The sequence below is a fragment of the Frankia sp. R43 genome (genome assembly GCF_001306465.1).
Classification (GTDB): Bacteria; Actinomycetota; Actinomycetes; order Frankiales; family Frankiaceae; genus Parafrankia; species Parafrankia irregularis.
Genome location: NZ_LFCW01000009.1, coordinates 291,104 through 313,307 on the forward strand (window position 1 = coordinate 291,104; position 22,204 = coordinate 313,307).

A 22,204-nucleotide genomic window follows, 5' to 3' on the forward strand; every position below is an offset into this window, starting at 1 on the left:
CCATCCCGGTGCGAGAATAACATTCTCGACATCCGAAACCAGCATCTCCCACCTCTGTGGTGCGGCTACCAGCCGCGGTTGGCCGAATGTTGTAGCGCCAGTGCAGTACGTTCTGATACATGGCCCAGAAGACGGAGCTGCCCGTGAGCACGACGAAGGAAGAGCCTGCCTGGAAGCAGCGTGCCGTCGAACGCTCGACCCGGGCCGCCAAGATCCGGGCCGAGCAGCGGGTGGTCCAGTTCCTGGACGCCGCCCAGGCGATCATCTCCGAGAAGGGCTCCCTCGACCTCACCGTCCAGGAGGTCGTCGACCGGTCCCGCCAGTCGCTGCGCAGCTTCTACCAGCACTTCAGCGGCAAGCACGAGCTTCTGCTCGCTCTGTTCGAGAACGCGCTGAGCGAGTCGGCCGAGGAGATCCGCGCCGCCACCGAGACCGAGCCCGACCCCGTCAACCAGCTGCAGATCGCCGTCCGGCTGCTGTTCGAACAGAGCCACACCGACCAGGCCCGGCAGCGCCGGCCGCTGTTCACGGACTTCGCCCCCCAGCTGCTGGTGTCGCATCCGGCCGAGGTCCGGGTGGCGCACGCGCCGCTGCTCACCCTCATCACCGAGATGATGACCCGGGCGGCGGAAGCCGGTCAGCTGCGTACCGGCCTGCGGCCCCGCCGGGCGGCCGCGATGGTGATGCAGACCGCCATGTTCCTCTCCCAGTCCAACGGCGTCGCCGCGAGTGAGAACGCTCATCCCATCACCGTCGACGAGGCCTGGGAGTTCTGCTTCTCCGGCTTCGCCGGTCCGGGCGCGGTGACGGGCTCGGCTACGAGCCAGGCCTGAGCACACCCGCGGTGCGCGCGTCCTCGGTGCGCGCGTCCTCGGTGCCGCCCAGCAGCAGCTCGGCGGCGGTGTAGGGGTCGCGCCGGCCGTGCGCGACGTCGGCGGCCAGGGCCGCCAGGTCGGGATGCTCACGCAGGCGGCTCTGCGCCAGGGACAGGATCTGCGCGTGCGCCCGGGCCGTCCGGCGGGCCGCCGTGTCCGCCCGATGGTGGGCGTCGATCGCGTCGAGGAGGGCGGCCAGCCCCTCCCCCCGCGAGGCGACCAGCGTCAGCACCGGCACGTCCGTCTCCTGGCGCAGCTCGCGCACGGTCTGCTCGGCACCGTCGCGGTCCGCCTTGTTGACCACGAGCAGGTCGGCGACCTCCAGCAGGCCGGCCTTGGCGGCCTGGACGGCGTCCCCCGCGCCTGGTGTCAGCACGACGAGAGTCGGGTCCGCGACCGCGGCGATCTCGATCTCGGACTGGCCCACGCCCACGGTCTCCAGCAGCACCAGGTCGTAGCCGAGTGCGGCGAGCACCCGGACCGCCGCCGGCACGGCCGCGGACAGCCCGCCCAGGTGGCCCCGGGCCGCCAGCGAACGGATCAGCACGCCGGGGTCGGTCGTGTGCGCCGCCATCCGGATGCGGTCGCCCAGCAGCGCGCCGCCGCTGTACGGCGAGGACGGGTCGACCGCGAGCACCGCCACCCGCAGCCCGCGTTCCCGGTAGGCGCCGACCAGCGCGCCGATGGTGGTCGACTTGCCGGCGCCGGGCGGACCGGTCACTCCCAGCACCCGGATCGGGGCCGGTTCGAGCACCGCCAGCAGCTCGCCGCGGCCGGCGCCCTCGGCCATGCTGAGCAACCGCCCGACAGCGCGCAGTGAACCAGCGCGCGCGGCGGCGACATTCTCCAGAATGTTCATCGGGGACCGCCGGGGGATCCATCGGCCCGCCGCCTGGCACACGTGCCGTGGCCGGCTGTTCCGGCACCCCGGGTCTGATCGCCAACCCGCGTGAACCGGGGTCGGCAGCCAGCGGAAGACGCGATATTTCTGATCGGGATCGCATTCATGAGAATGTTAGTCTTCCAGAGCGAGAGCTTGACTAGCAAGAGAGGGAAACCTTAATGGAGATCAGCGGAAACTCCGCGCTCGTCGTCGGTGGGACCGGCGGCCTGGGCGAGGCCACCGTCCGCCGCCTGCACGCCGCGGGCGCGAAGGTCGTGGTGGCCGACGTCGCGGACGAGAAGGGCAAGGCCCTCGAGTCCGAGCTGGGCATTCGCTACGTCCGCACCGACGCCACCTCGGAGGAGGACATCCTCGCCGCGATCGCCGAGGCCAAGGCGCTCGGCCCGCTGCGGATCTCGGTCGACACCCACGGCGGCCCGGCCGCCGGTGGGCGCCTCGTCGGCAAGGACGGCACGCCGCACGCCCTGGACGCCTTCACCACGACCATCACGTACTACCTCACCTCGGTGTTCAACGTGACCCGGCTGGTGGCCGCGGCCATCGCACAGGAGGAGCCGCTGGAAGGCGGCGCCCGGGGCGCCATCGTCAACACCGCCTCGATCGCCGGCTTCGAGGGCCAGATCGGCCAGATCGCGTACGCCGCCGCCAAGGGCGGCGTCATCTCCATGACGCTGGTCGCCGCGCGTGACCTGTCGCCGCTGGGCATCCGGGTGAACGCGATCGCGCCGGGCACGATCAACACCCCGGCCTACGGCAAGGCCGCCGACAAGCTGGAGGCCTACTGGGGCCCGCAGGTCCCGTTCCCGAAGCGGATGGGCCAGTCGGTCGAGTACGGCTCGCTCGCCGAGCAGCTCATCACCAACGACTACCTCAACGGCGAGGTCATCCGCCTCGACGGCGCGCTGCGCTTCCCGCCCAAGTAGCAGGCACCCGGCCGAGGCCGGTCATCCCACCCGGCGGTCGCCGCCGCATCGGGATGACCGGCCTCGCCGGTTCCGCGCCTGTCCCGGCCTGGGCCAGGCCGGGACCCGCCCGGCCCGGGTCTCGCCCAGGCCGACCCAGGCCTCGCCGGGCCCGGGCTCAGACCTCGAGGCCGATGATCCGTCCCGCGATGATGTTCTTCTGGATCTGCGACGTGCCGCCCATGACGCTCTGCGCGCGGCTGTACAGATAGGTGCTCAGCAGCTCGGGGTCACGGGTACCGCCCGAGGCGAGGCAGGCGTGCCCGACCGACTGCTCGACCCAGGTCATCAGCAGCTTGTCCAGGGATCCGTCCGGGCCGTGGCTGACCTCGTCGAGCTGCTCGGACAGCCGCCGGCGCACGTGCAGCCGGAGCATCTCGGTCTGGACCGCGGCCCAGCGCAGCTCGTCCGACGGCGGCCCGTCGAGGGTCGCCGCCAGGTTGCGGACGGTCTTGCCGTACCGCGCGGTGAAGCCGAGCGTCGAGGGCTCCCGCTCGTGCCCGACGACGGTCATCGCCAGCTTCCAGCCCTCGCCGGGCGCGCCGACCATCTGGTCGACCGGCACCGTCGCCCCGTCGAACAGGACCTGGCCGAACTCCTTGGTCACCCCGTTCATCATCGGCAGCGGGCGCTGCTCGATGCCGGGCTGGTGCATCGACACGATGAACCCGGAGATGCCCTTGTGCCGCGGCGCGGCCGGGTCGGTGCGGGCGAGCACCAGGCACCAGTCGGCCTCGTCGGAGTAGCTCGTCCAGATCTTGTGGCCGTGCAGGACGTAGTGGTCGCCCTCCAGGGTGGCCGTAGTGGTCAGCGAGGCCAGGTCGGAGCCGGCGCCGGGCTCGCTGAAGCCCTGGCACCAGCGCTCGGTGCCGTTGATCATCCCGGGCAGGAACCGCTGACGCAGCGCCTCGCTGCCGTGCCGGCCCAGGCCGATCACCAGGTAACCCAGGCTCGGCCGGGCCGGGGCGCCGGCGCGGGCCAGCTCCTCGTCGACGATCACGTCGTAGACGGCCGGCAGCTCCTGTCCCCCGTACACCTTCGGCCAGGTGCTCCCGAAGAACCCGGCGGCGTGCAGGGCCTGATGCCACTCCCCCGCCTTCGCCCAGTACTCGTCGCCCGAGGTGGGGAACTTCTTCGCGTTCTCGGCCAGCCACGCCTGCAGCCGCGCGCGGAACGCGGCCTCCTCCGGCGAATCACGAAAGTCCAAGGTCGATCTCCTCCAGAGAAACCGGGAACAGCGCGCCGGATGTCAGCACGCGCCGCAGGAAGACGTGGGCCAGGCACTCCCAGGTGTTGCCGATACCGCCGTGGACCTGCACGGACGTCTCGCAGATGGTCTGCGCCGCCCGGGCGGTGTAGACCTTGGCGACCTGGCCGGCGCGCACCGCCTCGGCGGGCTCCAGCTCGTCGACGGCCCACGCCGCGTAGCGCAGCACGCTCACCGAGCCCTCGATCAGCGCGAGGCTCTCGGCGAGCAGGTGGGCGATGGCCTGGAACGAGCCGATGGTGCGGCCGTACTGCGAGCGCACCTTGGCGTAGTCGCACGCCAGCGCGTACGCGCCGCGGGCCGCGCCCAGGATGTCGGCGGTCGTCACGGTGAGCGCGAGCGCCTGCCAGCGCAGCGCGGCATCCGCGGAGAGCTCGCCGACCGGCTCGAAGGGCCCGCTGGCCGCGGCGTTGGTCCGGGTCAGGTCGATCCCGAACACGGGCTCGCCGACACCGACCGTGCCGACCGTGCCGCCGACACCGCCCGTGCCGCCGTCGCCGGCCGCGCGCAGGCCGAGCGCGCCGCGCAGACCGCGGGCGTCGACCGCCTCGTCGCCGACGGCGAGCGCCACCGGCTCGGCCGCCTCGGCCTCGTCCCCGAGCCGCGCGCGCAGGTCGTCGGCGAGCAGCGGCCCGAGCAGCGGGACGTCGACCAGCCCGCGGGCGAACTCCTCGACGACGAGGGCGACCTCCACCCCGGAGGCGCCGTCGGAGCGCAGCGACCGCCAGCCGGTGGCCGCGACCGCCTTCTCCAGCCGCTCGACGCGCTCGGTGTCGTCGAGATCCAGCACGGATCCGGGGCCGAGGTCGTCGGCCAGCCGCGCGGCCGCGTCCCGCAGGTCGCGTTGCTCAGTGGTCAGACGTACGTCCATAGCGCTCCTTGAGAACTCGCCGCAGTACCTTGCCGGACGGCAGGCGGGGGATGTCGTCGACGAACACGACCGTGCGTGGCCGCTTGTAGGAGGCGAGCCGCTCGCCCACCCAGGCGACGAGCGCGTCGGCGTCCACCGGGGCGCTCGTCGGCCCGGCCGCAGCTGTCCCGGCCGCAGCTGTCCCGGCCGCGACCGTCACCGCCGCGATCAGGGCCTCGCCGTCGGCGGGGTCGGGGATGCCGAACACCGCGCAGTCGGCCACCGCCGGGTGGCCGTGCAGGACACCCTCGACCTCGGCGGGGGCGACCTGGAACCCGCGGACCTTGACCATCTCCCGGACCCGGTCGGTCAGCCGCAGCCACCCGTCGGCGTCGAGCTCACCGACGTCACCGGTGCGGTACCAGCCGTCGGCGAAGGCGTCCGCGGTGGCCTCGGCGGGCAGGTAGCCGGCCATCAGCGAGTCGGTAAGGGCCTGGATCTCTCCGGTCTCGCCGGGGCCGAGCACGGCGCCGGTCTCCAGGGAGACCACGCGCAGGGTCACGCCGGGGGCGGCCTTCCCGACGCTGTCGAGCCGGGCACCGGTCAGCGGGTTGCAGGCGATGACGGGCAGCTCGCTGGCCCCGTAGGCGGGCACCCAGCCGACGCCGGTGCGGCGGGTGACCGTCTCGGCGACGCTGGCGGTGACCGGGGTGGCGCCCCACATGATGTAGCGCAGCGACGACAGGTCATAGGACTCCAGCGCCGGGTGCGAGGCCATCGCCAGCGCGATCGGCGCGACCGCCATCTCCACGGTGATCCGGTCGTGCTCGATCGAGCGCAGCACCAGGTCCAGGTCGAAGCGGCGGTGCAGGCGTAACCAGGCGCCCGTCTCCAGCGCGGTGACGATGTTGAGGATGCCCAGGATGTGTGACGGCGGGGTGGTCACCTGGATGCGGTCGGCGCCGGTCAGGCCCAGCACGTCGCGCCACTGCCCGACGGCGGTGGCGAAGGATCTCGCCGTGTGCCGGACGGCCTTGGGCAGGCCGGTGGTGCCCGAGCTGAAGACCAGCAGCGCGTCCGCGTCCGGGTCGGTGGCCGGGAACGGCCCGCCGCCGGTGGGGATCGGCTCGTCCAGGTGCCACATCGGCAGCAGGTTCCCGAGCAGCTCCTGGTCACCGACGGCCAGGCGGGCACCGGTGATGGCCAGCGCGTGCTCGATCTCGGCCTGCTTCCAGGAGGGGCTCAGCGCTACGATGGCGGCTCCCAGACGCCACGCCGCCCGGACGGCGAGCACGAACTCGGGTCGGTTCGAGGCCATGAGCGCCACCCGCTCACCGGCCCGGACCCCGTGCTTCGCCAGTGCTCCCGCCATCCCGTCGGTCAGCGCCTCAAGATGTGCCAGGCTGTACTGCCGTTCCTCGAAGACGAGCGCGGCTTGATCACTCATCGCCGCTCCTTTCGAACGGTCATCACGCGGATCGAAACGAATGGTCACCACGCTGCCAGCAGCACGTCCGAGACGCCGGTGGAAGGCTCCCCTCCCACTCCCGGAAATTATATTCTCACCTCAGTAGAATCTTCATACCAGAAGGAGGCCGTAGATGCCGAGACCCCCTCTGTTCCAGAGGGCGACCGTCACCCGGATCATCCGCGAGACCGCCGACACCCGCACCTTCGTCCTCGCTCCGAGCAGCGGCCCGTTCACCTACCGTGCCGGCCAGTTCTGCACGTTCCGGGTCGAGATCGACGGCGAGGAACTGCTGCGCTCCTATTCGATGTCCAGCGCGCCCGAGACCGACACCGAGCTGATGACGACCGTCAAGCGGGTGGCCGGCGGGCGGGTCTCCAACTGGCTCATCGACAATGTCGCCGCGGGTGACGAAGTCGAGATCACCCGGCCGTTCGGCGTGTTCTGCCTGCAGGACAACGACGCCCCGCTGCTGGGATTCTGCGGCGGCAGCGGCATCACACCGGTCATCTCGCTGGCGAAAAGCGCTCTCGCCAGCACGAAGCGTGAGGTCCGGCTGCTGTGCGCCGACCGGGACGCGCCCTCGATGATTTTCGAGGCCGCCCTGGCCGACCTGGTCGCGCGGTATCCCGACCGGCTCACCGTGGTGCGTCACCTCGACAGCGACAGCGGCTATCTCGACGCCGCCGCCGTGCTGGCCTTCGTCGGCACCGACACCGACGCCGACGTCTACGTGTGCGGCCCCGAGCCGTTCATGGACCTCGTCGAGAACGCCTTTCCCGGCCCGGGCAGGGTCTTCACCGAGCGCTTCGGCGCCGCCGCGGTGATCGCCCCCGAGTCCGACGACGCTGACGGGGCTGACGGGGCTGACGGGGCGGCGAACGCCGTGCCGGAGGTTGAGGGCACCGTCACCATCATCCTGCGCAACAAGAAGATCTCGGTGCCCCGGCGGCCCGGTGAGACCTTCCTGGAGAGCGCCCGGCGCGGCGGGCTCGCCCCGCCGTTCTCCTGCGAGTCCGGCACCTGCGCCACCTGCATCGCCAAGCTGGTGGAGGGCACGGCGACCATGCGCGTCAACGAGGCCCTCACCGAGGAGGAGATCGAGGAGGGCTACGTGCTCACCTGCCAGGGTGTCCCGGACTCGGCCTCGGCGGTCGTCCGGTACGAGTGACGTCCCGCCCGGCGCAGGCGCGGAGGTCTCCGCCGACGCGCTGCGCACGGCGGTGCGCGGATGTGCGGTGGCACCCGGGTCGGACCGAGGCCCAGCACTTAGTCAAGATTGACTAGCATAGGCGGATGTCCTCAGCAACCCGTCTGCTCGTCCTCGGTGCGATCCGGATCATGCAGCCCGTGCACGGCTACCAGGTGCGCCGCGAACTGGTGACCTGGCGGCTCGAGGAGGTGGCCAACGTCCGTCCCGGCTCGGTCTACGGCGCGATCCGAACCCTGGAACGGGACGGGTGCATCGCGGTGCACGCGCGGGACAGCGAGAGCAACCGGCCGGAGCGGACGGCCTACGTCCTCACCCCGGAGGGCGAGAAGGAGTTCACCCTGCTGTTGCGGGAGGCGTGGTGGACGGTGCGCCGCCCGGCGGAACCGCTGATCCCCGCCCTGTGCCTGATGCTCTTCATGCCGCGCGACGAGCTCGTCCGGGCGTTGCAGTCGCGCGTCACCGCCCTGGAGTCGGAGCTGGCCGAGGCCGCGTTCACCCGCGGTTCCATCGTCGACGGGGCCACCGGCGCCGACGGCGGGATCCCCGAGCACGTGCGCGAGATCTTCGACTTCACCACCGGCCGGATCCGCGCCGAGATCACCTGGGCCCGCCAGTTCATCCGCAGGATCCGCGCCGGCGCGTACTGCTTCGCCGGCGATCCCGGCTTCTCCGCCCCCGGGCCCGACCGCGCCACCGGTCCGGGCCCGCTCCCCGACAGCCCGGCAACTTCCGGCAATGACGAGGCTCCATTTACTCAAGTTTGACTAATCGTCGACCCCTGTGTGATGCTGCGCCCGTGGCAGCGGATGATCTGATTCAGGCGCGGAGCCTCACCCGCACCTTCAAGACGAAGACCGGTCCCCTCGACGCCGTCCGCGGCATCGACCTCGACGTCCGCGCAGGCGAGATCGTCGGTCTGCTCGGTCCCAACGGCGCCGGCAAGACCACCACCCTGCGCATGCTCACCACGTTGCTTCTCCCGAGCTCGGGCACGGCGACGGTCGCCGGCCTGGATCTGGTCCGCCAGGCCCGGGAGGTGCGGCGGCGCATCGGCTACGTCGCGCAGGTGGGCGCGGCGCCCAGCGCGGGGCTGCGGGTCGGCGAGGAGCTCGTCACCCAGGCCCGGCTGCAGGGCATGTCCGCGGCGGATGCGCGGGACCGTGTCGCGGAGCTCGCCCCGCGGCTCGACCTCGCCGGTCTGGAGGGCCGCGCGCTGCTGGAGCTGTCCGGTGGTCAGCGGCGCCGCTTCGACGTGGCCATCGGCCTGATGCACCGGCCGCGGCTGGTCTTCCTCGACGAGCCGACTGCGGGGCTCGACCCACAGAGCCGGGCGAACCTGTGGACGCACATCCGCTCCCTGCGCGACGACGCGGGAGTGACGGTCGTTCTGACCACCCACTACCTCGACGAGGCCGACGCGCTCGCCGACCGCATCCTGGTCATGGACGGCGGCCTCATCGTCGCGAACGACACGCCGGCCGCGCTCAAGTCCCGGGTCTCCGGTGACGTCGTCCGGCTCGGCCTGCCCGACCTGCAGGCCCGCGACCGCGCCGAGGCGGTGGTGAAGGAGGCGCATCCGATCCGCGACCTGGTCGCCACCGACACCGGGCTGCACGTGACGGTCGACGACGGCACGGTCGCCGTCGCGCCGATCCTGCGCGGCCTGGACGCCGCCGGCCTGAGCCCGACCTCGATCAGCGTCGAGCGGCCGACGCTCGACGACGTCTTCCTGACCCTGACCGGCCGGACCCTGCGCGACGAGGCGGCGGCCTGATGCGAACCGAGATCTGGGTCGTCTTCCAGCGGCAGATGCGCGTCCTGCTGCGCAATCCGGTGTGGGTCTTCTTCGGCCTGACCCAGCCGATCATCTACCTGGTGCTGTTCGGCCCGCTGCTGAAGAACGTCACCGGCGGCGGTCTCGGCGGCGACGACGCCTGGCGGGTGTTCGTCCCCGGCCTGCTGCTCCAGCTGACGATCTTCGGTGCGGGTTTCGCCGGTTTCGGCATCATCCAGGAGCTGCGCGAAGGCGTGATCGAACGGCAGCGGGTCACCCCGGCCAGCCGCGCCTCCCTCATCCTCGGCCGGACCCTGAGCAACATGGTCGTGACGGCCGTCCAGGCCCTGCTGCTGGTCGTCGTCGCCCTGCCGTTCGGGCTGCGCGCCTCGTGGAGCGGCGTCGCGTCGACGCTCGTCCTCGTCTGCCTGCTGGGCCTCGGTATCTCGGCCGCGTCCTACGCGATGGGCCTGATCCTGAAGGACGAGGACGCGTTCGCCCCGTTCGTCCAGGGCGTCTCGCTGCCGCTGCTGCTGCTGTCCGGGGTGCTGCTGCCGATGTCGCTGGCGCCGGCGTGGCTGCGGCACACCTCCCAGGCCAACCCACTGAGCTACGTCGTCGACGCCAGCCGCGCGCTGTTCCGCGGCGACTTCGGCGACCAGCACGTGTGGGTGGGCACGCTGGTCACCGTGGCGCTGACAGGTCTGCTGGCGCTGTGGGGAACGCGCGTCTTCCAGCGCCAGAGCGCCTGAGCGCCGGCGGGCCGCGCCCCGACCCGCCGTACTCGCCCGGAACCGCGCGGCCACGGCCCGGACCTACCGCGGTGGCGGCTGTAGGGAGCGGATCTCACCTGCCAGGCGGTCGCAGCCTGCCTCGAGCTCGTCGTCGGCGGTGAGGTCGAGCCACATCCGGGCCCGCAGCCGCAGTTTCGGCTCGCAGGGCTCGCGCAGAGCCATGATCAACCTGCGCTGCGCCGTCTCCAGGCCGAGATGCTCGGCGAGCACGTTCTCCAGCTCGGTGAAGGTGCCGTCCAGGTAGGCGGGCGTGAGGACGGCCAGGGTGCACCGGCTTTCGACCACCGCGCGCTCCATCTCCAGGACCAGCGGTGCGCCGAGGCGGAACGAGTCCACGTCGAGGCAGACCCGCAGGCCCCGCTGCCGCAGGCCGGGAACCAGCCGGTGGCGAACCCAGGACAGCGCCGGCTCTCGGTGCCGGTAGCTGACGAACACGTCGTACGGGAGGTCCGGCGCACCGGCCGCGCCCTGGACGCTCCCCGCGCTCCCTGTGCCCTCCAAGCCCTCCGGGCCCTCCGAGGTCGGCCGGGTCACCGGGTGAACCCGCAGGTCGACTCGTAGCTGAGGTTCTCGCCCACGAACTGGCTCCATTCTGTGCGGGTCAGGTCGCGGTTGGCGATCGCGCAGGCGCGCCGCCGCCACGACTCGGGATCGACGTCCCACTGGCGGGCCGTCCGGTCGAAGCTCGCCGAGACGAGGGTGCGGCCGTCGGGAGCGAACGCGACGTTGGTGACCGCGCCGGTATGCCCCCGCAGCGGCTCGTCGAGGCGGTACCAGCGGCCCGTGTCGTCGCGCCGCCACAGCACGACCAGACCGTCCTCTCCGCCGGTCGCGGCGGTGCGCCCGTCGGCGCTGACGGCAACGGTGTAGACCGGCCCCGCGTGCGCCGCGAGCGCGCTCTGCCGGGGCTGCCGGCGGGCCACGTCCCAGCTCCTGATGGTGCCGTGCTCGTCGCCGGTCACGAGGATCCGGCCGGCCGGGTCGAAGGCGAGGCTCTGCAGGCCGGCATCACCCACCCGGCCCAACGTGCCGGCGGACCGGCCGGCGCCGACGTCCCACAGCGCGACGATGCCGTCCAGGCCGGCGGAGGCCACCATGCGCCCGTCGGGGCTGAACGCCAGCCCGGTGACCGTGCCGGTGTGCGGGGGCAGGCGCCGGCCGGCGGGGTGGGCCTCGGACAGATCCCACAGCAGTACGGTGCGGTCGCTGGTGCCCGCCGCGAGCCAGCGGCCGTCCGGGCTGACGGCGAGGGCCGTCGTGCCCGCCGTCGTTCCCGTCGGCACCGCTCGGACCGTGTGGTCGCCCGCCACCTCCCACAGGGCGACGGCTCCGCCCTGGCCGACAGCCAGCCAGCGGCCGTCCGGCGTGAACGCGAGGGCCTGCGTCTGCCCGCTGCCGTGGAACACCGCGCGCCCACCTCCACCGCGGACGTCCCAGAGCATGACGGTGCCGTCATCGGAGGAGGTGGCGAGCAGGCGCCCGTCCGGGCTCACGGACAGGCCCCACACAGCGGCCCGGTGGCCGGTCAGTGGTGCCCGCCCGCCCGGCCGGCCGGCGAGGTCCCAGTGGATCGCGCTGCCGCCCCCGTCACCCGAGACGACGGTGCGCCCGTCCGGGCCGAAGGCGACCGACTCCAGGCCTGCCGCGTGCCCGCGCAGCGGGTCGCCGACCATGCTGCCGGTGCTGGTGTCCCAGACGACGACCGTGTGGTTCACGCCGCCGGCGGCGACGAGCCGGCCGTCGGAGCTGACCGCGACGTCCTCCACCAGGTCCAGATGGTCGGCGCGCAGCGGCAGCAGCTGCCGCCCCGCCGTGATGTCCCACATCTCGACCAGGCCGGCGTCGGTGCCAAGGGCGAGCGTTCGTCCGTCGGCCCCCAGCGCGGCCGCGGTGAAGCTTCCCGCGGGAGGCTGGACGACCCGGGTGCGGTGCGAGGTCAGGTCCCGGATGCTCGCCGCCCCGTCCAGGCCGGCCGCGCTGAGCGCGGCACCGTCGCGACTGAACGCGACGGCGGCCACCGGCGTGGCGCCGGGCAGCTCGAAGGAGTCGACCGGCACGCGCCGGGCCACATCCCAGACCGTGGCCACCCCGCCCGCGCTCTGGCCGCCCGCGCTCTGGCCGTCGCGGGCTCCGCCGCCGACCGCCAGGACGGCGCCGCCCGGGCCGAACGCGACGGACCACACCGAGTCCTGCGCGGCACGCAGCGGCGGTCCGAGTGGGCGCCCGCCGGCCACGTCCCACAGCTGGGTCGTGCCGTCGAGGCTGCCCGAGGCGAGCGTCCGGCCGTCCGGGCTGAAGGCCAGGGCCTGGATCGCGTCTCGCTGGTCGCTCGCCGTGGCACCCGCCCGGCGCTGATGGTCGGCGTCCCACCAGGTCACCGTGCCCGTCTCGGAGCCGGTCGCCACCGTTCGCCCGTTCGGGCTGACCGCGACCGCGCGCACCGGCACACCGGCACCGACGGGTCCGGCGACGCCGGCTGATCCGCCGGCGCCGCTACCGGCGAGGACGCTGACCAGGCGTGGGTCACTGTTCTGCAGCGCGGACAGCAGCGCGCTGTGCGCCTCGGCCGTGTCGTCCACACGGGAGGCCTGGGCGGCGAGCAGGAGCGCTCGGGAGACCTGGCTGGTCTGGGCCGCGACCGCCTGGGCGGCGAGCTGGCGCGACAGCGCCGCGCGGCTCTGCACGGCGGCCAGATCGGCCTGCCTGCCAGCCCGCACCGACTGCGCGACCGCCAGCCCCGACGCGGCGATCGCCAGCGTCAGGAACGCGGCAAGTCCCCGCGCGAACCAGCGCAGCCGCCGGTTCGTGCGCCGCGCTGCCGCGAGCTCACCGGCCTGGCGGGCCTGACCGGCGTGGAGGAAGTCCCGTTCGAGCCGGTTGAGCTCCGCGCTGTTCGCCGTGGCCCAGTCCGCGGCGGCGGCGAGCCGAGCCCCCCGGTAGAGGTCGCTGTCGTCACGGCCACCGGTCGACCACTGCTCGGCGTCGCGGGCCAGCGCCCGCGCGACGAGCAGGTCCTGGCGGGCCGTGTCGATCCACTGGCGCAGCATCGGCCAGCCCGCGATGAGGGCCTCGTGCGCGAGGTCGACGCACCGCTGCGCTCCGCTGTTGTCACCGCTCGGCGTCAGCAGCCGGGCATCGAGCAGCCGGGCGAGGACGACGTCGAACACCGCCGGATCCTCGTCAACAGCCCGCAGCACGGACACCGGCTGCTGACGGCGCGTGTCGCCACGGCCGTCGCCCGGCTGGACCAGGCGCAGCAGAACCCGGCGGACGACGGCACGCTGCGCCGGGGTCAGCCCGGCCAGCACCCCGTCCGCGCGGAGGGCGAGCACGGCGGCGAGGCCCCCGCGCCCGTCGGTGCCCAGCTGATCGTAGGTGGCGAGGGTGAGCAGCCGGCGGTCCCGCTCGTCCCACAGGGTGGCCATCGTCTCCTGCACCAGCGGCAGCGAGCCCGGCTCGTCCGCCGCATCGGCGATCAGGCGTTCGACCAGGCCCCGGTCCACCTGGACGCCGACGTCGCCGGCCGGCCGAACGATCGCCTCGCGCAGCGACGCCCCTCGCAGCGGCGCGATCTCGACTCGTTCGCCCAGGTCGAGCGGCCACAGTGGGCTGGTCATCAGTTCCGGGTAGAAGTCCGCCCGCAGCGTCGCGACCACCCGGCAGGACTCGACGCCGCGCAGCTCGACGAGCGTGGCCAGGAAGGCGGCCCGGGCGTCCGCCGGCGCCTGGGCGAACACCTCCTCCAGCTGGTCGACGACGAGCAGCAGCCGGCCCGCCGGCTGCGCCTCGCCGTCGGAGGTCACCTCACCGTCGGACGGCACCTCACCGTCGGACGGCACCCGGCCGGCAAGCACACCTGCCACCGCCGAGGCGGCCGGCACCGACAGCTGCGCGGCTGGCCCCCGCCGCGTGAGCTCCAGCGCCCCGGTGAGGGCTGACATCGGTGCCGCGCCTGGCCGCAGCGTCCGCACCAGCCACCGGTCCGGGTCTGCGCCGAGCCGGGGCACCAGACCGGCGAGGACCAACGATGACTTACCCGAGCCGGACGGACCGACGACCAGGGTGAACGGTTGCGACCGCACCCGCCGCCGCAGGTCGGAGATCTCGCGATCACGACCGTGGAAGAACCGGGTGTGCGTCCGGCCGAACGGAGCCAGGCCCGGGTAGGGGCAGCGGATCTCCTCGGCCACCGGTGGCTCCGGCTGGGCGAGGAACGCCCGCAGCCGGGCGGCCTGTGCCTCCCAACGGCTGCGATCAGTGAAGTCGAGCCGGACCCGGAAGCCGACGCGCAGCGGGATGTCGCACGGCTCCCGCAGCACCGGGACGACCCGGGCGGCGGCCCCGTCGACGGCACCGGTGCCGTCGACGGCGATGTCCTGGTAGGAGGCCAGCAGCTCCGCGAGCAGAGCCCATCTGTCGGTCAGGTACGCCGGAGTCAGCACCACCACGGTGGCGCGACTGCCGAGTACCGCCTGTTCGAACGCGGTGACAACCGGCTCGCCCGGTGGGAACTGGTCGGCGGTGAGCACCTGGTCGGCGCGCAGCCCGAGAGCGGGCGTCAGGTAGCCGGCCACCCACTCGCGGTCGGCCTCCGCATAGCTGAGAAAGATCCGGTCCCCGTCAGCCATGCTGCGACGTCGTTGACGTCCCCGGCTCCTGGCTCGCATCGGAACCGGACGTCGACGCCTGGTCCGGGCCCGCGGTGTCCGCCGGCTCCGTGACCGGGTCCGGCTGCGCGCCGTAGCGGGCCAGCGCGGTCACATCACCGGTGATCGTGATCGTGCACGAGAGCGACCGTGTGCCCGCACAGGTGTCCCTGCCCCGCCCCGCGCCGGTGACCTCCCACCGGCCGAAGACCTCGGAGGTGGGCTCCGTCGCGACAAGTGTTATCTGCCGCCCGGACGCCACCTGGAACGTGCAGTTCGGCGGGCACCGGACCGTCCCTCGGGAGGATTCGACGAGGACCTCGCCTCCCTCGGTGCTGACCGAGAGCGTGTAGGTCCTGCCGCCGTCGCCCGAGGTGGAACCGACGCCGGAGCCAGGTCCCGGATCGGCGGAGACACCGCTGTCCGAACCGGGATCGAGAAAGGAGCTGTCGCCGCGACTGCTGTTGTCTTCGTCCGAGGAGCCACACGCGCCCAGCAGGACGAGCGCCACCGCGGCCAGGACCGCGGTCAGGCCTGTGCGCATTCGGCCCGGCATGGTTCCTCCACTCGGCATCGGCGGCCTTCCACTCACGGCCGTTCCAGAAACAGTGATCCCGGCCGAAATCACGGCGGCCGGCTGCCTGACAGACCGAGACTGGACGGAGAAGGCGACCGAGGACAGTTCCCGGTCCATTCAATGGACCGGTCATTGCACGGATATGATTCCGCCCGGCGAACCGCGCGGACGCCTTACCCGGAAAGCTGCGGATGCCGGTAGGCGCAGCCGCAGTCCTCTCCGCGGCAGCCAGCCCAGGCAGCTTGGCTCGGCGGCGACCAGAGGCCACTTGGTTCGGAGGGCGCATGACGGCGATCACGGGTGAGAACACAGCCACCGCCCAGAGAGCTCCCGCCGACCCGTCTCCCCCCTCCGCAGGCACACGCCCGGCCACCCCGGCGCACCCGGCGGCGGGCTGCGACGATGGCGACCAGGAGCCAGCGGGCAAATCCGGTCAAGGCGTCCTTGAGCGCGCGTTCCAGCTGTTGGATGCCGTTTCCGGTGAGGGAACGGCCGGGCTGTCCCGGCTGGCGAGATTGGCGGATCTGCCCAAGGCGACCACGTATCGCCTGCTCGATCAGCTGGTCGCGGTGGGCGCCGTCGAGCGGGTGCATTCGGCGTACCGCGTCGGGCCAGCCGTGCATCGGATGAGGAATGTCCGGCCGTCGCACACACCGCTGCTTCGTGCGTCCCGCACACCCGTTCGCGACCTGGTTCGGGACTCCGACGCCACGGTCGTCATCGCCGTGCTCCGTGACGACCCGGACGTTGTCGTGGTCGACGCCGTCAGTGTGCTGGCCCCGGCGCATGGTGTCGTCCTCAGCCCGATCAGCTCCGCTCCGCCCGCGACCGCCACCGGGCAGGTCCTTCTCGCCGAACGGCCTGACCTCTACGGGCCGCCCCAGTTCTCGGAGGCCGAGTGGCGCCGGGCCCGCGCCGATATCCGTGACCGCGGCGTCGCCATGGACAGCCAGGTACTCGTTCACGGAATCTGCTGCGTGGCCGCCGCCATTCGCCAGCCGAACGGGCAGGCCGTCGCATCAGTCGCCGTCGTCACGGCCGCCGAGCGGGTCTCGATGCGACACACCGACCAGGTGCGACGCGCAGCGGCGAGCATCAGCCGCAACCTCGCCATGCGCGGCTGAACCCGTGTTTCGCCAGGCGGATTCCGCGCTGCCGACCAACCTCTGCGATCTTGTAAAGGGGCATGGGGGTTGGGTGGGGCCGACGCCGAAGGCGTCGAGCAGGTGGTGCTGGAGCGGTGGCGGCCAGGTTGGTCAGCAGGGCGTACCAGCCGTCGGCCGGGGCTTCGGCGTCCAGCGCTGGCTGGTCGAACGTCCATGAAGGCGGCTTTGACGGCCTGGTCGCGCCGGGTGCCTCTCCAACCCGGCTGACGTCGGCATGCCTGTGCGGGGCCGGGGTAGGGCATTTCCAATGGTGGACCGGATCGAGGCGATGGAGCCGGGTGCCGGCTGGGCGCTGGCTCACGCGAATGACATCGCGCATGCCGACGCCGAGGTCGGCATCTGGGATCGCGACATCGTCAGCGGGAAGCTGACCTGGGACCGACGCACCGCCGAGTTGCACGGCCTGCGCCTCGACGAGTTCGGCGAGACGATGACGGACTTCTACGCGACCATCCACCCTGACGACCTTCCCAGGGTGCGGGAGGCCGTGGACAGTGCCATCGCGGCCTGCGGCTCCTACCTGGCCGAGTACCGCGTGGTGTGGCGGGACGGCTCCCAGGTGTGGGTACAGGGGCTGGGCCGGATCGTGGCCAGCTCCGCCGGCGAGGCGACCCGCGTGATCGGGCTCGTCGTCGACGTCACCTGGCGGCACGCGATCGTGGACATGCTGCAGCGCGCCATCCTTCCGCAGACCCTTCCAGACCTGCCCGGCATGGGCCTCGTCGCCCGCTACCTGCCGGCCACCCGCGACGCCGGCGTCGGTGGTGACTGGTACGACGCGTCCCTGCTCCCCGACGGCGCGGTCCTGCTGGTCGTCGGCGACGTCGCCGGCCACGGGCTGCCAGCCGTGGCCGCGATGGCCGAGCTGCGCCACGCGACGCGTGCCTACGCCCTCGCCGGCTACTCGCCGGCCGGCATCACCACCCAGCTGTCGACGAACCTCGCTCCCGACCCGGACGGCACCACAGCCACCGCCGTCGTGAGCCGTCTCGACCCGGCCACCCACCGGTTCACCTGGTCATGTGCCGGCCACCTGCCGCCCCTGGTGCTCACCGGCGCCGGTCCCGACTACCTCGACGACGTCCACGGCCCGATCCTCGGCGCCGCCCCGCGGCTCGCCTACGGGCAGACCGACCTGAGCCTGCCGCCGGGCGCCCAGCTCCTGCTCTACACCGACGGGCTCGTGGAACGCCGGGGTGCCTCCCTCACCGACCGGCTCGACACGCTGGCCCGCGCCGCGGCCGGCCACAGCCCCGGCGGGCTGGGCGGTCTCGCTGACCTCTGCGACGGCATCGTCACGGACCTCGCCGGGCCGGCCGGCCGGGAGGACGACCTCTGCCTCCTCGCCGTCCGGGCTCCGTAGCGGGGGCGAGCGCCCCCGCTACGGCCGATCGTCATTGAGCGTGATCGAACGCGAGACCGGCCAGGTCATTGGCCCGGCCGACAGACTGGTCCCACGGAGCGTTCCGCCCGTCACGAGCCCAGTCCGCTGCCGGCCGTGGCGGTCCGGCCGGCTACGGCTGGCCCGGCTGGCCGCCGTGTTCGCCCAGGCGCGGCGGCGGCCCGTAGTCGGGCTCGTAGCCGTGGACAAGGATCGGGCTGCCGACCAGCCGGAAGTCACCGGCGCGCACGACCATCTCCGGTGTCGCTTCCAGCGCCTCGGGCAGCGAACGCACCTTCGCCGCCGGGACACCGAGGCGCTTCAGCCGCGTCTCCCAGCCCTGCGCGGTGTCGGCGGCGAGCGCCGCGGTGACCACGGCGAGCACCTCCTCGCGCCGGGCCGCGCGTTCGGCCATCGTCTCGAAGCCCGTCACGCCGGCCTCGGTGGAGAACTTCTTCCAGAAGCCGTCGTGGGTGACGAACAGCGCCAGGTAGCCCTCGGCGGTGGGGAACAGCTGCGCCGGCACGTAGTACGAGTGCGCGCCGAACGCCATCCGCCGCGGCTCGGTGCCCTCGTTGAGGTAGGCCGAGGCGCGGTAGTTGAGCTGGGAGAGCATGACGTCGCGCAGTGAGACCTCGAGCTGCCCGCCGCGACCGGAGACGATCTGCGCGAGCAGCGCCAGCGCCGCGGTGAGGCCGGCGGAGTTGTCGGCCGAGGAGTAGCCGGGCAGCGTCGGCGGGCCGTCCGGATCGCCGGTGAGCGCGGCGACCCCGGTGGCCGCCTGGATGACGTAGTCGAACGCCGGGTCGTCGCCGGCGGACAGCCCGAAGCCCGTCAGCGCCACGCAGACGATCTTCTCGTTGTACGGGCGCAGCGCCTCGTAGGTCAGGCCGAAGTTCCGGATCGCCGACGGTTTGAGGTTGACCACGAGCGCATGCGCGTCGGCCACCAGCTCGTGCAGGCGGGCCTGGCCCGCCTCACCGGTCAGGTCGAGGCGGATGCTGCGCTTCCCGCGGTTGATGCTGGCGAAGTAGGCGTCGCTGACCTGCCGCGAGAGATCCCCGCCGGGCGGTTCGAGCTTCGTCACCTCGGCGCCGAGGTCGGCGAGCATCATCGTCGCGTACGGGCCCGCGAGGATGTGACCGACCTCCAGGATGCGGATACCGGCCAGGGGGCCCGCGCCTGACCGAGGTTCCGGGCCTGCCTGAGGTTCCGGGCTCATCTGACCTCCGCCGCGAGGGCCGCGATCACTTCCCGGGTCCGCCGCTTGGAGGCGATCAGCTCGTCGCGGTTGTCACCGATGGGCAGCAGCCGCACCGACAGGTCGGTGCAGCCGGCGTCGGCGAACCGCCGGAAGGCCGCCAGGATGGCCGCCTCGTCGCCGACCGCGGCGATGTCCCCGACGTTGGTGGCGTCGCCCTGGTCGAGCAGGCGCTGGTAGTTCGGGGAGACCTCGGCCTCGCCGAGGATGCGGTTAGCCCGCTCCCGCGCGGTGTCCTCCTCCCCCGGCGCGCACAGGCACACCGGGATGCCGGCGACGATCCGCGGCGCCGGGCGGCCCGCCTCGGCCGCCGCCTTGGTGATCCGCGGCACCACGTGCTCGCCGACCGCGCGCTCGTCGGCGAGCCACAGCACGGTGCCGTCGGCCTGCTCGCCGGCGATGCGCAGCATCACCGGCCCGAGCGCGGCGAGGAACACCGGCAGCGGGGCGACCGGCCCGATCTCCATCGGGTTGTGGACGGTGAACGTGCCGTTCTCGACATCCACCGGCCCCGGCCCGCTCAGCGCGGCCTTGAGGACCTCGAGGTAGTCGCGGGTGAACCCGGCCGGCCTGTCGTAGGGCAGGCCGAGCATGTCGCGGACGATCCAGTGGTGCGACGGCCCGACGCCGAGCGCGAGCCGCCCGCCGGTGGCCGCCTGCGCCGACAGGGTCTGGCGCGCGAGCGCGATCGGGTGCTGCGGCTGCAGCGGGACGACCGCCGTGCCGAGCTCGATCCGCTCGGTGCGGGCACCCATCAGGGCGACCGCGATGAGCGCGTCGAAGTCGGAGGGCACCTGGGGGATCCAGGCGGTGTCCATCCCCGCGCCCTCGGCCCACAGGACGTCGTCGATCATCCGCCCGACCTTGCGCGCGGAGTCACCCCGCTCCGGTCCGATCATCACGCCGACCCGCATTGGACCCTCCGGTTCTCGTTACGTCCCGATCTCGTCACATCGATGTCGCGCTCGCGCGCTGCCGTGAACCCGCCCCCGGCACGGCGACCCGCGCCAGGCCTGTGCCAGGCCGGTGCCGGGGCAGGGGGCGGTCGGCGCCGGATCGGCGTCAGGGCGTGGTGGCCGCCGCCGTCAGCTCCCGGACCCGGGTGACCACCTCGTCGAGCGAGGTGCCGGTCGGGAACACCGCGGCGGCGCCGACCTCCAGCAGCTTCGGGACGTCCGCCGGCGGAATGGTGCCGCCGACCACGACCGCGATGTCACCCGCGTCGGCCGCGCGCAGCGCCTCGATGGTGCGGGTCGTCAGCGCGATGTGCGCGCCGGAGAGGATGCTCAGGCCGACCAGCGCCACGTCCTCCTGCAGCGCGATCGTGACGATGTCCTCGATGCGCTGGCGGATGCCGGTGAACACGACCTCGAAACCGGCGTCCCGCAGCGTACGCGCGATGATCTTCGCGCCGCGGTCGTGCCCGTCCAGGCCGGGCTTGGCGACGAGAACCCGGGCCGGCATCAGAACACCACCGGCTGCTGGAACTCGCCCCAGACCGCCTTGAGGGCGGCGACCATCTCGCCGACCGTGCAGTAGGCGTTGGCGCAGTCGATCAGGTTGTGCATCAGGTTCCCGTCTCCCTCGGCGGCGCGGGCGAGCGCGTCGAGGCTGGCCCGCACGGCGGTGCCGTCCCGCTCGGCCTTCACCTTCGCCAGCCGCTTCAGCTGTCGTTCACGCCCGTCCGCGTCCAGCTCGTAGGTGGCCAGGTCGGGTGCCGGCTCGTCGGCGACGAACCGGTTCACCCCGACGATGGGCACCGTGCCGTCCTCGATGTCCTTGTGCAGCTGGTAGGCCTCGTCGGCGATCAGGCCCTGCAGGTAGCCGTCCTCGATGCAGCGGACCATGCCGCCGTGCGCCTCGAGGTCGTCCATGATCTCGATGATGCGGGCCTCGGTGGCGTCGGTCAGCGCCTCGACGAAGTAGGAGCCGCCGAGCGGGTCCGCGGTGCGGGTGACGCCGGTCTCCAGGGCGAGGATCTGCTGGGTGCGCAGGGCGAGGGTCGCCGACTCCTCGCTGGGCAGCGCGAACGGCTCGTCCCAGGCGGCGGTGAACATCGACTGGACGCCGCCGAGCACCGAGGCCATCGCCTCGTAGGCCACCCGCACGATGTTGTTCTGCGCCTGCGGCGCGTACAGCGAGGCACCGCCGGCGACACAGCCGAAGCGGAACATCGACGCCTTGTCGGCGGTCGCGCCGTACCGCTCGCGCACGATGGTCGCCCAGCGCCGGCGGCCGGCCCGGTACTTGGCGATCTCCTCGAAGAAGTCGCCGTGGGTGTAGAAGAAGAAGGAGACCTGCGGGGCGAACTGCTCGATCGTCAGGCGCCCGCGCTCGATCACGGTGTCGCAGTAGGTGACACCGTCGGCGAGGGTGAAGGCCATCTCCTGCACCGCGTTGGCGCCGGCGTCGCGGAAATGCGCGCCGGCGACCGAGATGGCGTTGAACCGCGGCACCTCGGCGGCGCAGAACTCGATGGTGTCGGCGATGAGGCGCAGCGACGGCGTCGGCGGCCAGATCCACGTCCCGCGGGAGGCGTACTCCTTGAGGATGTCGTTCTGGATCGTGCCGGTCAGCTTCGACCGGGGCACCCCGGAACGTTCCGCGGCGGCCACGTAGAAGGCCAGCAGGATCGCGGCGGTGCCGTTGATGGTGAAGCTGGTGCTGATCTTGTCCAGCGGGATGCCGTCGAAGAGCACCTCGGCGTCGGCGAGCGTGTCGACGGCGACGCCGACCCGGCCGACCTCCTCGGTCACCTCCGGGTCGTCGGAGTCGTACCCGCACTGGGTGGGCAGGTCGAGCGCCACCGACAGGCCCGTCCCGCCCTGGTCGAGCAGGTAGCGGTACCGGCTGTTGGACTCCTCCGCGGTGCCGAAGCCGGAGTACTGCCGGAAGGTCCATGTGCGCCCCCGGTACCCCTTGGCGTAGTTGCCGCGGGTGAAGGGGAAGCGGCCCGGCTCCGGTGGCTCGGCCCCGCGGTCGGCGGGGCCGTACACCGGACTGACCGGCAGGCCGGAATTGGTCTGGACAGAATCGCTCATCGTCGCTTCATTACTTTCTGGAGGC

Annotated in this window: 19 protein-coding genes; 8 read left to right on the top strand and 11 right to left on the bottom strand. The window is 72.7% G+C overall.

Features of this window, described 5'->3' with window-relative positions; all coding sequences use genetic code 11:
* Positions 1–119 precede the first annotated feature (119 nt).
* Positions 120–833, top strand: a complete 714-nt coding sequence (locus ACG83_RS33260) for a TetR/AcrR family transcriptional regulator (protein WP_054570206.1) — start codon at positions 120–122, stop codon at positions 831–833.
* Here ACG83_RS33260 and meaB read toward each other — a convergent pair.
* A complete protein-coding gene (meaB, locus tag ACG83_RS33265; RefSeq protein WP_054570207.1) occupies positions 817–1,734 on the bottom strand; it encodes a methylmalonyl Co-A mutase-associated GTPase MeaB in 918 nt (305 codons plus the stop codon). The two genes, ACG83_RS33260 and meaB, sit on opposite strands and share 17 nt — an antisense overlap.
* Positions 1,735–1,937: 203 nt before the next feature.
* On the opposite strand from meaB, the gene ACG83_RS33270 reads away from it, so the two are divergent.
* Positions 1,938–2,702, top strand: a complete 765-nt coding sequence (locus ACG83_RS33270; RefSeq protein ID WP_054570208.1) for an SDR family NAD(P)-dependent oxidoreductase — start codon at positions 1,938–1,940, stop codon at positions 2,700–2,702.
* Between the two features lie 157 nt (positions 2,703–2,859).
* On the opposite strand, the gene ACG83_RS33275 is transcribed toward ACG83_RS33270, so the two are convergent.
* Genes ACG83_RS33275 through ACG83_RS33285 form a run of 3 tightly spaced genes read right to left on the bottom strand, consistent with a single transcriptional unit; the run spans position 2,860 to position 6,305 of the window.
* Positions 2,860–3,948 (bottom strand): acyl-CoA dehydrogenase family protein, encoded by a 1,089-nt coding sequence (locus ACG83_RS33275; RefSeq protein WP_054570209.1) that lies wholly within the window; start codon positions 3,946–3,948, stop codon positions 2,860–2,862.
* Entirely contained in the window at positions 3,935–4,879 is a 945-nt protein-coding gene (locus ACG83_RS33280) for an acyl-CoA dehydrogenase family protein (RefSeq protein WP_054570210.1), read from the bottom strand. Before ACG83_RS33280 ends, ACG83_RS33275 begins: the two co-directional genes overlap by 14 nt.
* Positions 4,857–6,305, bottom strand: coding sequence for a class I adenylate-forming enzyme family protein (locus ACG83_RS33285; RefSeq protein WP_054570211.1), 1,449 nt, complete (start codon positions 6,303–6,305; stop codon positions 4,857–4,859). The genes ACG83_RS33280 and ACG83_RS33285 overlap by 23 nt, the downstream gene beginning before the upstream one ends.
* A 154-nt stretch (positions 6,306–6,459) precedes the next feature.
* On the opposite strand from ACG83_RS33285, the gene ACG83_RS33290 reads away from it, so the two are divergent.
* From ACG83_RS33290 to ACG83_RS33305, 4 genes are all read left to right on the top strand, one after another.
* Positions 6,460–7,497, top strand: a complete 1,038-nt coding sequence (locus ACG83_RS33290) for a ferredoxin--NADP reductase (RefSeq protein ID WP_054570212.1) — start codon at positions 6,460–6,462, stop codon at positions 7,495–7,497.
* Between the two features lie 125 nt (positions 7,498–7,622).
* On the top strand, positions 7,623–8,303 hold the full coding sequence (locus ACG83_RS33295) for a PadR family transcriptional regulator (RefSeq protein ID WP_054570213.1): 681 nt from the start codon (positions 7,623–7,625) through the stop codon (positions 8,301–8,303).
* Between the two features lie 32 nt (positions 8,304–8,335).
* Positions 8,336–9,313: an ATP-binding cassette domain-containing protein gene (locus tag ACG83_RS33300; protein WP_116437439.1), complete on the top strand. Its 978-nt coding sequence runs from the start codon at positions 8,336–8,338 to the stop codon at positions 9,311–9,313.
* Positions 9,313–10,065, top strand: a complete 753-nt coding sequence (locus ACG83_RS33305; protein WP_054570214.1) for an ABC transporter permease — start codon at positions 9,313–9,315, stop codon at positions 10,063–10,065. Before ACG83_RS33300 ends, ACG83_RS33305 begins: the two co-directional genes overlap by 1 nt.
* 63 nt (positions 10,066–10,128) lie before the next feature.
* On the opposite strand, the gene ACG83_RS33310 is transcribed toward ACG83_RS33305, so the two are convergent.
* From ACG83_RS33310 to ACG83_RS33320, 3 genes are read right to left on the bottom strand one after another with little or no spacing between them, the layout of a single operon-like run.
* Complete coding sequence (locus ACG83_RS33310) at positions 10,129–10,641, bottom strand: toll/interleukin-1 receptor domain-containing protein (protein ID WP_054570215.1); 513 nt, start codon at positions 10,639–10,641, stop codon at positions 10,129–10,131.
* On the bottom strand, positions 10,638–14,735 hold the full coding sequence (locus tag ACG83_RS33315; protein ID WP_054570216.1) for a TIR domain-containing protein: 4,098 nt from the start codon (positions 14,733–14,735) through the stop codon (positions 10,638–10,640). Before ACG83_RS33315 ends, ACG83_RS33310 begins: the two co-directional genes overlap by 4 nt.
* On the bottom strand, positions 14,728–15,309 hold the full coding sequence (locus tag ACG83_RS33320) for a hypothetical protein (RefSeq protein ID WP_152991591.1): 582 nt from the start codon (positions 15,307–15,309) through the stop codon (positions 14,728–14,730). The genes ACG83_RS33315 and ACG83_RS33320 overlap by 8 nt, the downstream gene beginning before the upstream one ends.
* Positions 15,310–15,614: 305 nt before the next feature.
* On the opposite strand from ACG83_RS33320, the gene ACG83_RS33325 reads away from it, so the two are divergent.
* Positions 15,615–16,454, top strand: coding sequence for a helix-turn-helix domain-containing protein (locus tag ACG83_RS33325; protein ID WP_054570218.1), 840 nt, complete (start codon positions 15,615–15,617; stop codon positions 16,452–16,454).
* A 289-nt stretch (positions 16,455–16,743) separates the two neighbouring features.
* On the top strand, positions 16,744–17,859 hold the full coding sequence (locus tag ACG83_RS33330; RefSeq protein ID WP_054570219.1) for a PP2C family protein-serine/threonine phosphatase: 1,116 nt from the start codon (positions 16,744–16,746) through the stop codon (positions 17,857–17,859).
* Positions 17,860–18,010: 151 nt separating this feature from the next.
* Here ACG83_RS33330 and ACG83_RS33335 read toward each other — a convergent pair whose 3' ends face one another.
* The 4 genes from ACG83_RS33335 to ACG83_RS33350 form a co-directional block, all read right to left on the bottom strand.
* Positions 18,011–19,099, bottom strand: coding sequence for a CaiB/BaiF CoA-transferase family protein (locus tag ACG83_RS33335; protein ID WP_054570220.1), 1,089 nt, complete (start codon positions 19,097–19,099; stop codon positions 18,011–18,013).
* On the bottom strand, positions 19,096–20,052 hold the full coding sequence (locus ACG83_RS33340) for an LLM class F420-dependent oxidoreductase (RefSeq protein ID WP_054570221.1): 957 nt from the start codon (positions 20,050–20,052) through the stop codon (positions 19,096–19,098). The genes ACG83_RS33335 and ACG83_RS33340 overlap by 4 nt, the downstream gene beginning before the upstream one ends.
* A gap of 148 nt (positions 20,053–20,200) precedes the next feature.
* Complete coding sequence (locus tag ACG83_RS33345) at positions 20,201–20,602, bottom strand: cobalamin B12-binding domain-containing protein (protein WP_054570222.1); 402 nt, start codon at positions 20,600–20,602, stop codon at positions 20,201–20,203.
* Positions 20,602–22,179, bottom strand: a complete 1,578-nt coding sequence (locus ACG83_RS33350) for a methylmalonyl-CoA mutase family protein (RefSeq protein WP_054570223.1) — start codon at positions 22,177–22,179, stop codon at positions 20,602–20,604. Before ACG83_RS33350 ends, ACG83_RS33345 begins: the two co-directional genes overlap by 1 nt.
* Between the last annotated feature and the right edge of the window lie 25 nt (positions 22,180–22,204).

Coding starts and splice junctions, on each gene's coding strand:
- ACG83_RS33260 (WP_054570206.1), top strand. CDS start 120: ATGGCCCAGAAGACGGAGCTGCCCGTGAGCACGACGAAGGAAGAGCCT.
- meaB (WP_054570207.1), bottom strand. CDS start 1,734: ATGAACATTCTGGAGAATGTCGCCGCCGCGCGCGCTGGTTCACTGCGC.
- ACG83_RS33270 (WP_054570208.1), top strand. CDS start 1,938: ATGGAGATCAGCGGAAACTCCGCGCTCGTCGTCGGTGGGACCGGCGGC.
- ACG83_RS33280 (WP_054570210.1), bottom strand. CDS start 4,879: ATGGACGTACGTCTGACCACTGAGCAACGCGACCTGCGGGACGCGGCC.
- ACG83_RS33285 (WP_054570211.1), bottom strand. CDS start 6,305: ATGAGTGATCAAGCCGCGCTCGTCTTCGAGGAACGGCAGTACAGCCTG.
- ACG83_RS33290 (WP_054570212.1), top strand. CDS start 6,460: ATGCCGAGACCCCCTCTGTTCCAGAGGGCGACCGTCACCCGGATCATC.
- ACG83_RS33295 (WP_054570213.1), top strand. CDS start 7,623: ATGTCCTCAGCAACCCGTCTGCTCGTCCTCGGTGCGATCCGGATCATG.
- ACG83_RS33305 (WP_054570214.1), top strand. CDS start 9,313: ATGCGAACCGAGATCTGGGTCGTCTTCCAGCGGCAGATGCGCGTCCTG.
- ACG83_RS33315 (WP_054570216.1), bottom strand. CDS start 14,735: ATGGCTGACGGGGACCGGATCTTTCTCAGCTATGCGGAGGCCGACCGC.
- ACG83_RS33320 (WP_152991591.1), bottom strand. CDS start 15,309: ATGCCGGGCCGAATGCGCACAGGCCTGACCGCGGTCCTGGCCGCGGTG.
- ACG83_RS33325 (WP_054570218.1), top strand. CDS start 15,615: ATGACGGCGATCACGGGTGAGAACACAGCCACCGCCCAGAGAGCTCCC.
- ACG83_RS33330 (WP_054570219.1), top strand. CDS start 16,744: ATGGTGGACCGGATCGAGGCGATGGAGCCGGGTGCCGGCTGGGCGCTG.
- ACG83_RS33335 (WP_054570220.1), bottom strand. CDS start 19,099: ATGAGCCCGGAACCTCAGGCAGGCCCGGAACCTCGGTCAGGCGCGGGC.
- ACG83_RS33340 (WP_054570221.1), bottom strand. CDS start 20,052: ATGCGGGTCGGCGTGATGATCGGACCGGAGCGGGGTGACTCCGCGCGC.
- ACG83_RS33345 (WP_054570222.1), bottom strand. CDS start 20,602: ATGCCGGCCCGGGTTCTCGTCGCCAAGCCCGGCCTGGACGGGCACGAC.
- ACG83_RS33350 (WP_054570223.1), bottom strand. CDS start 22,179: ATGAGCGATTCTGTCCAGACCAATTCCGGCCTGCCGGTCAGTCCGGTG.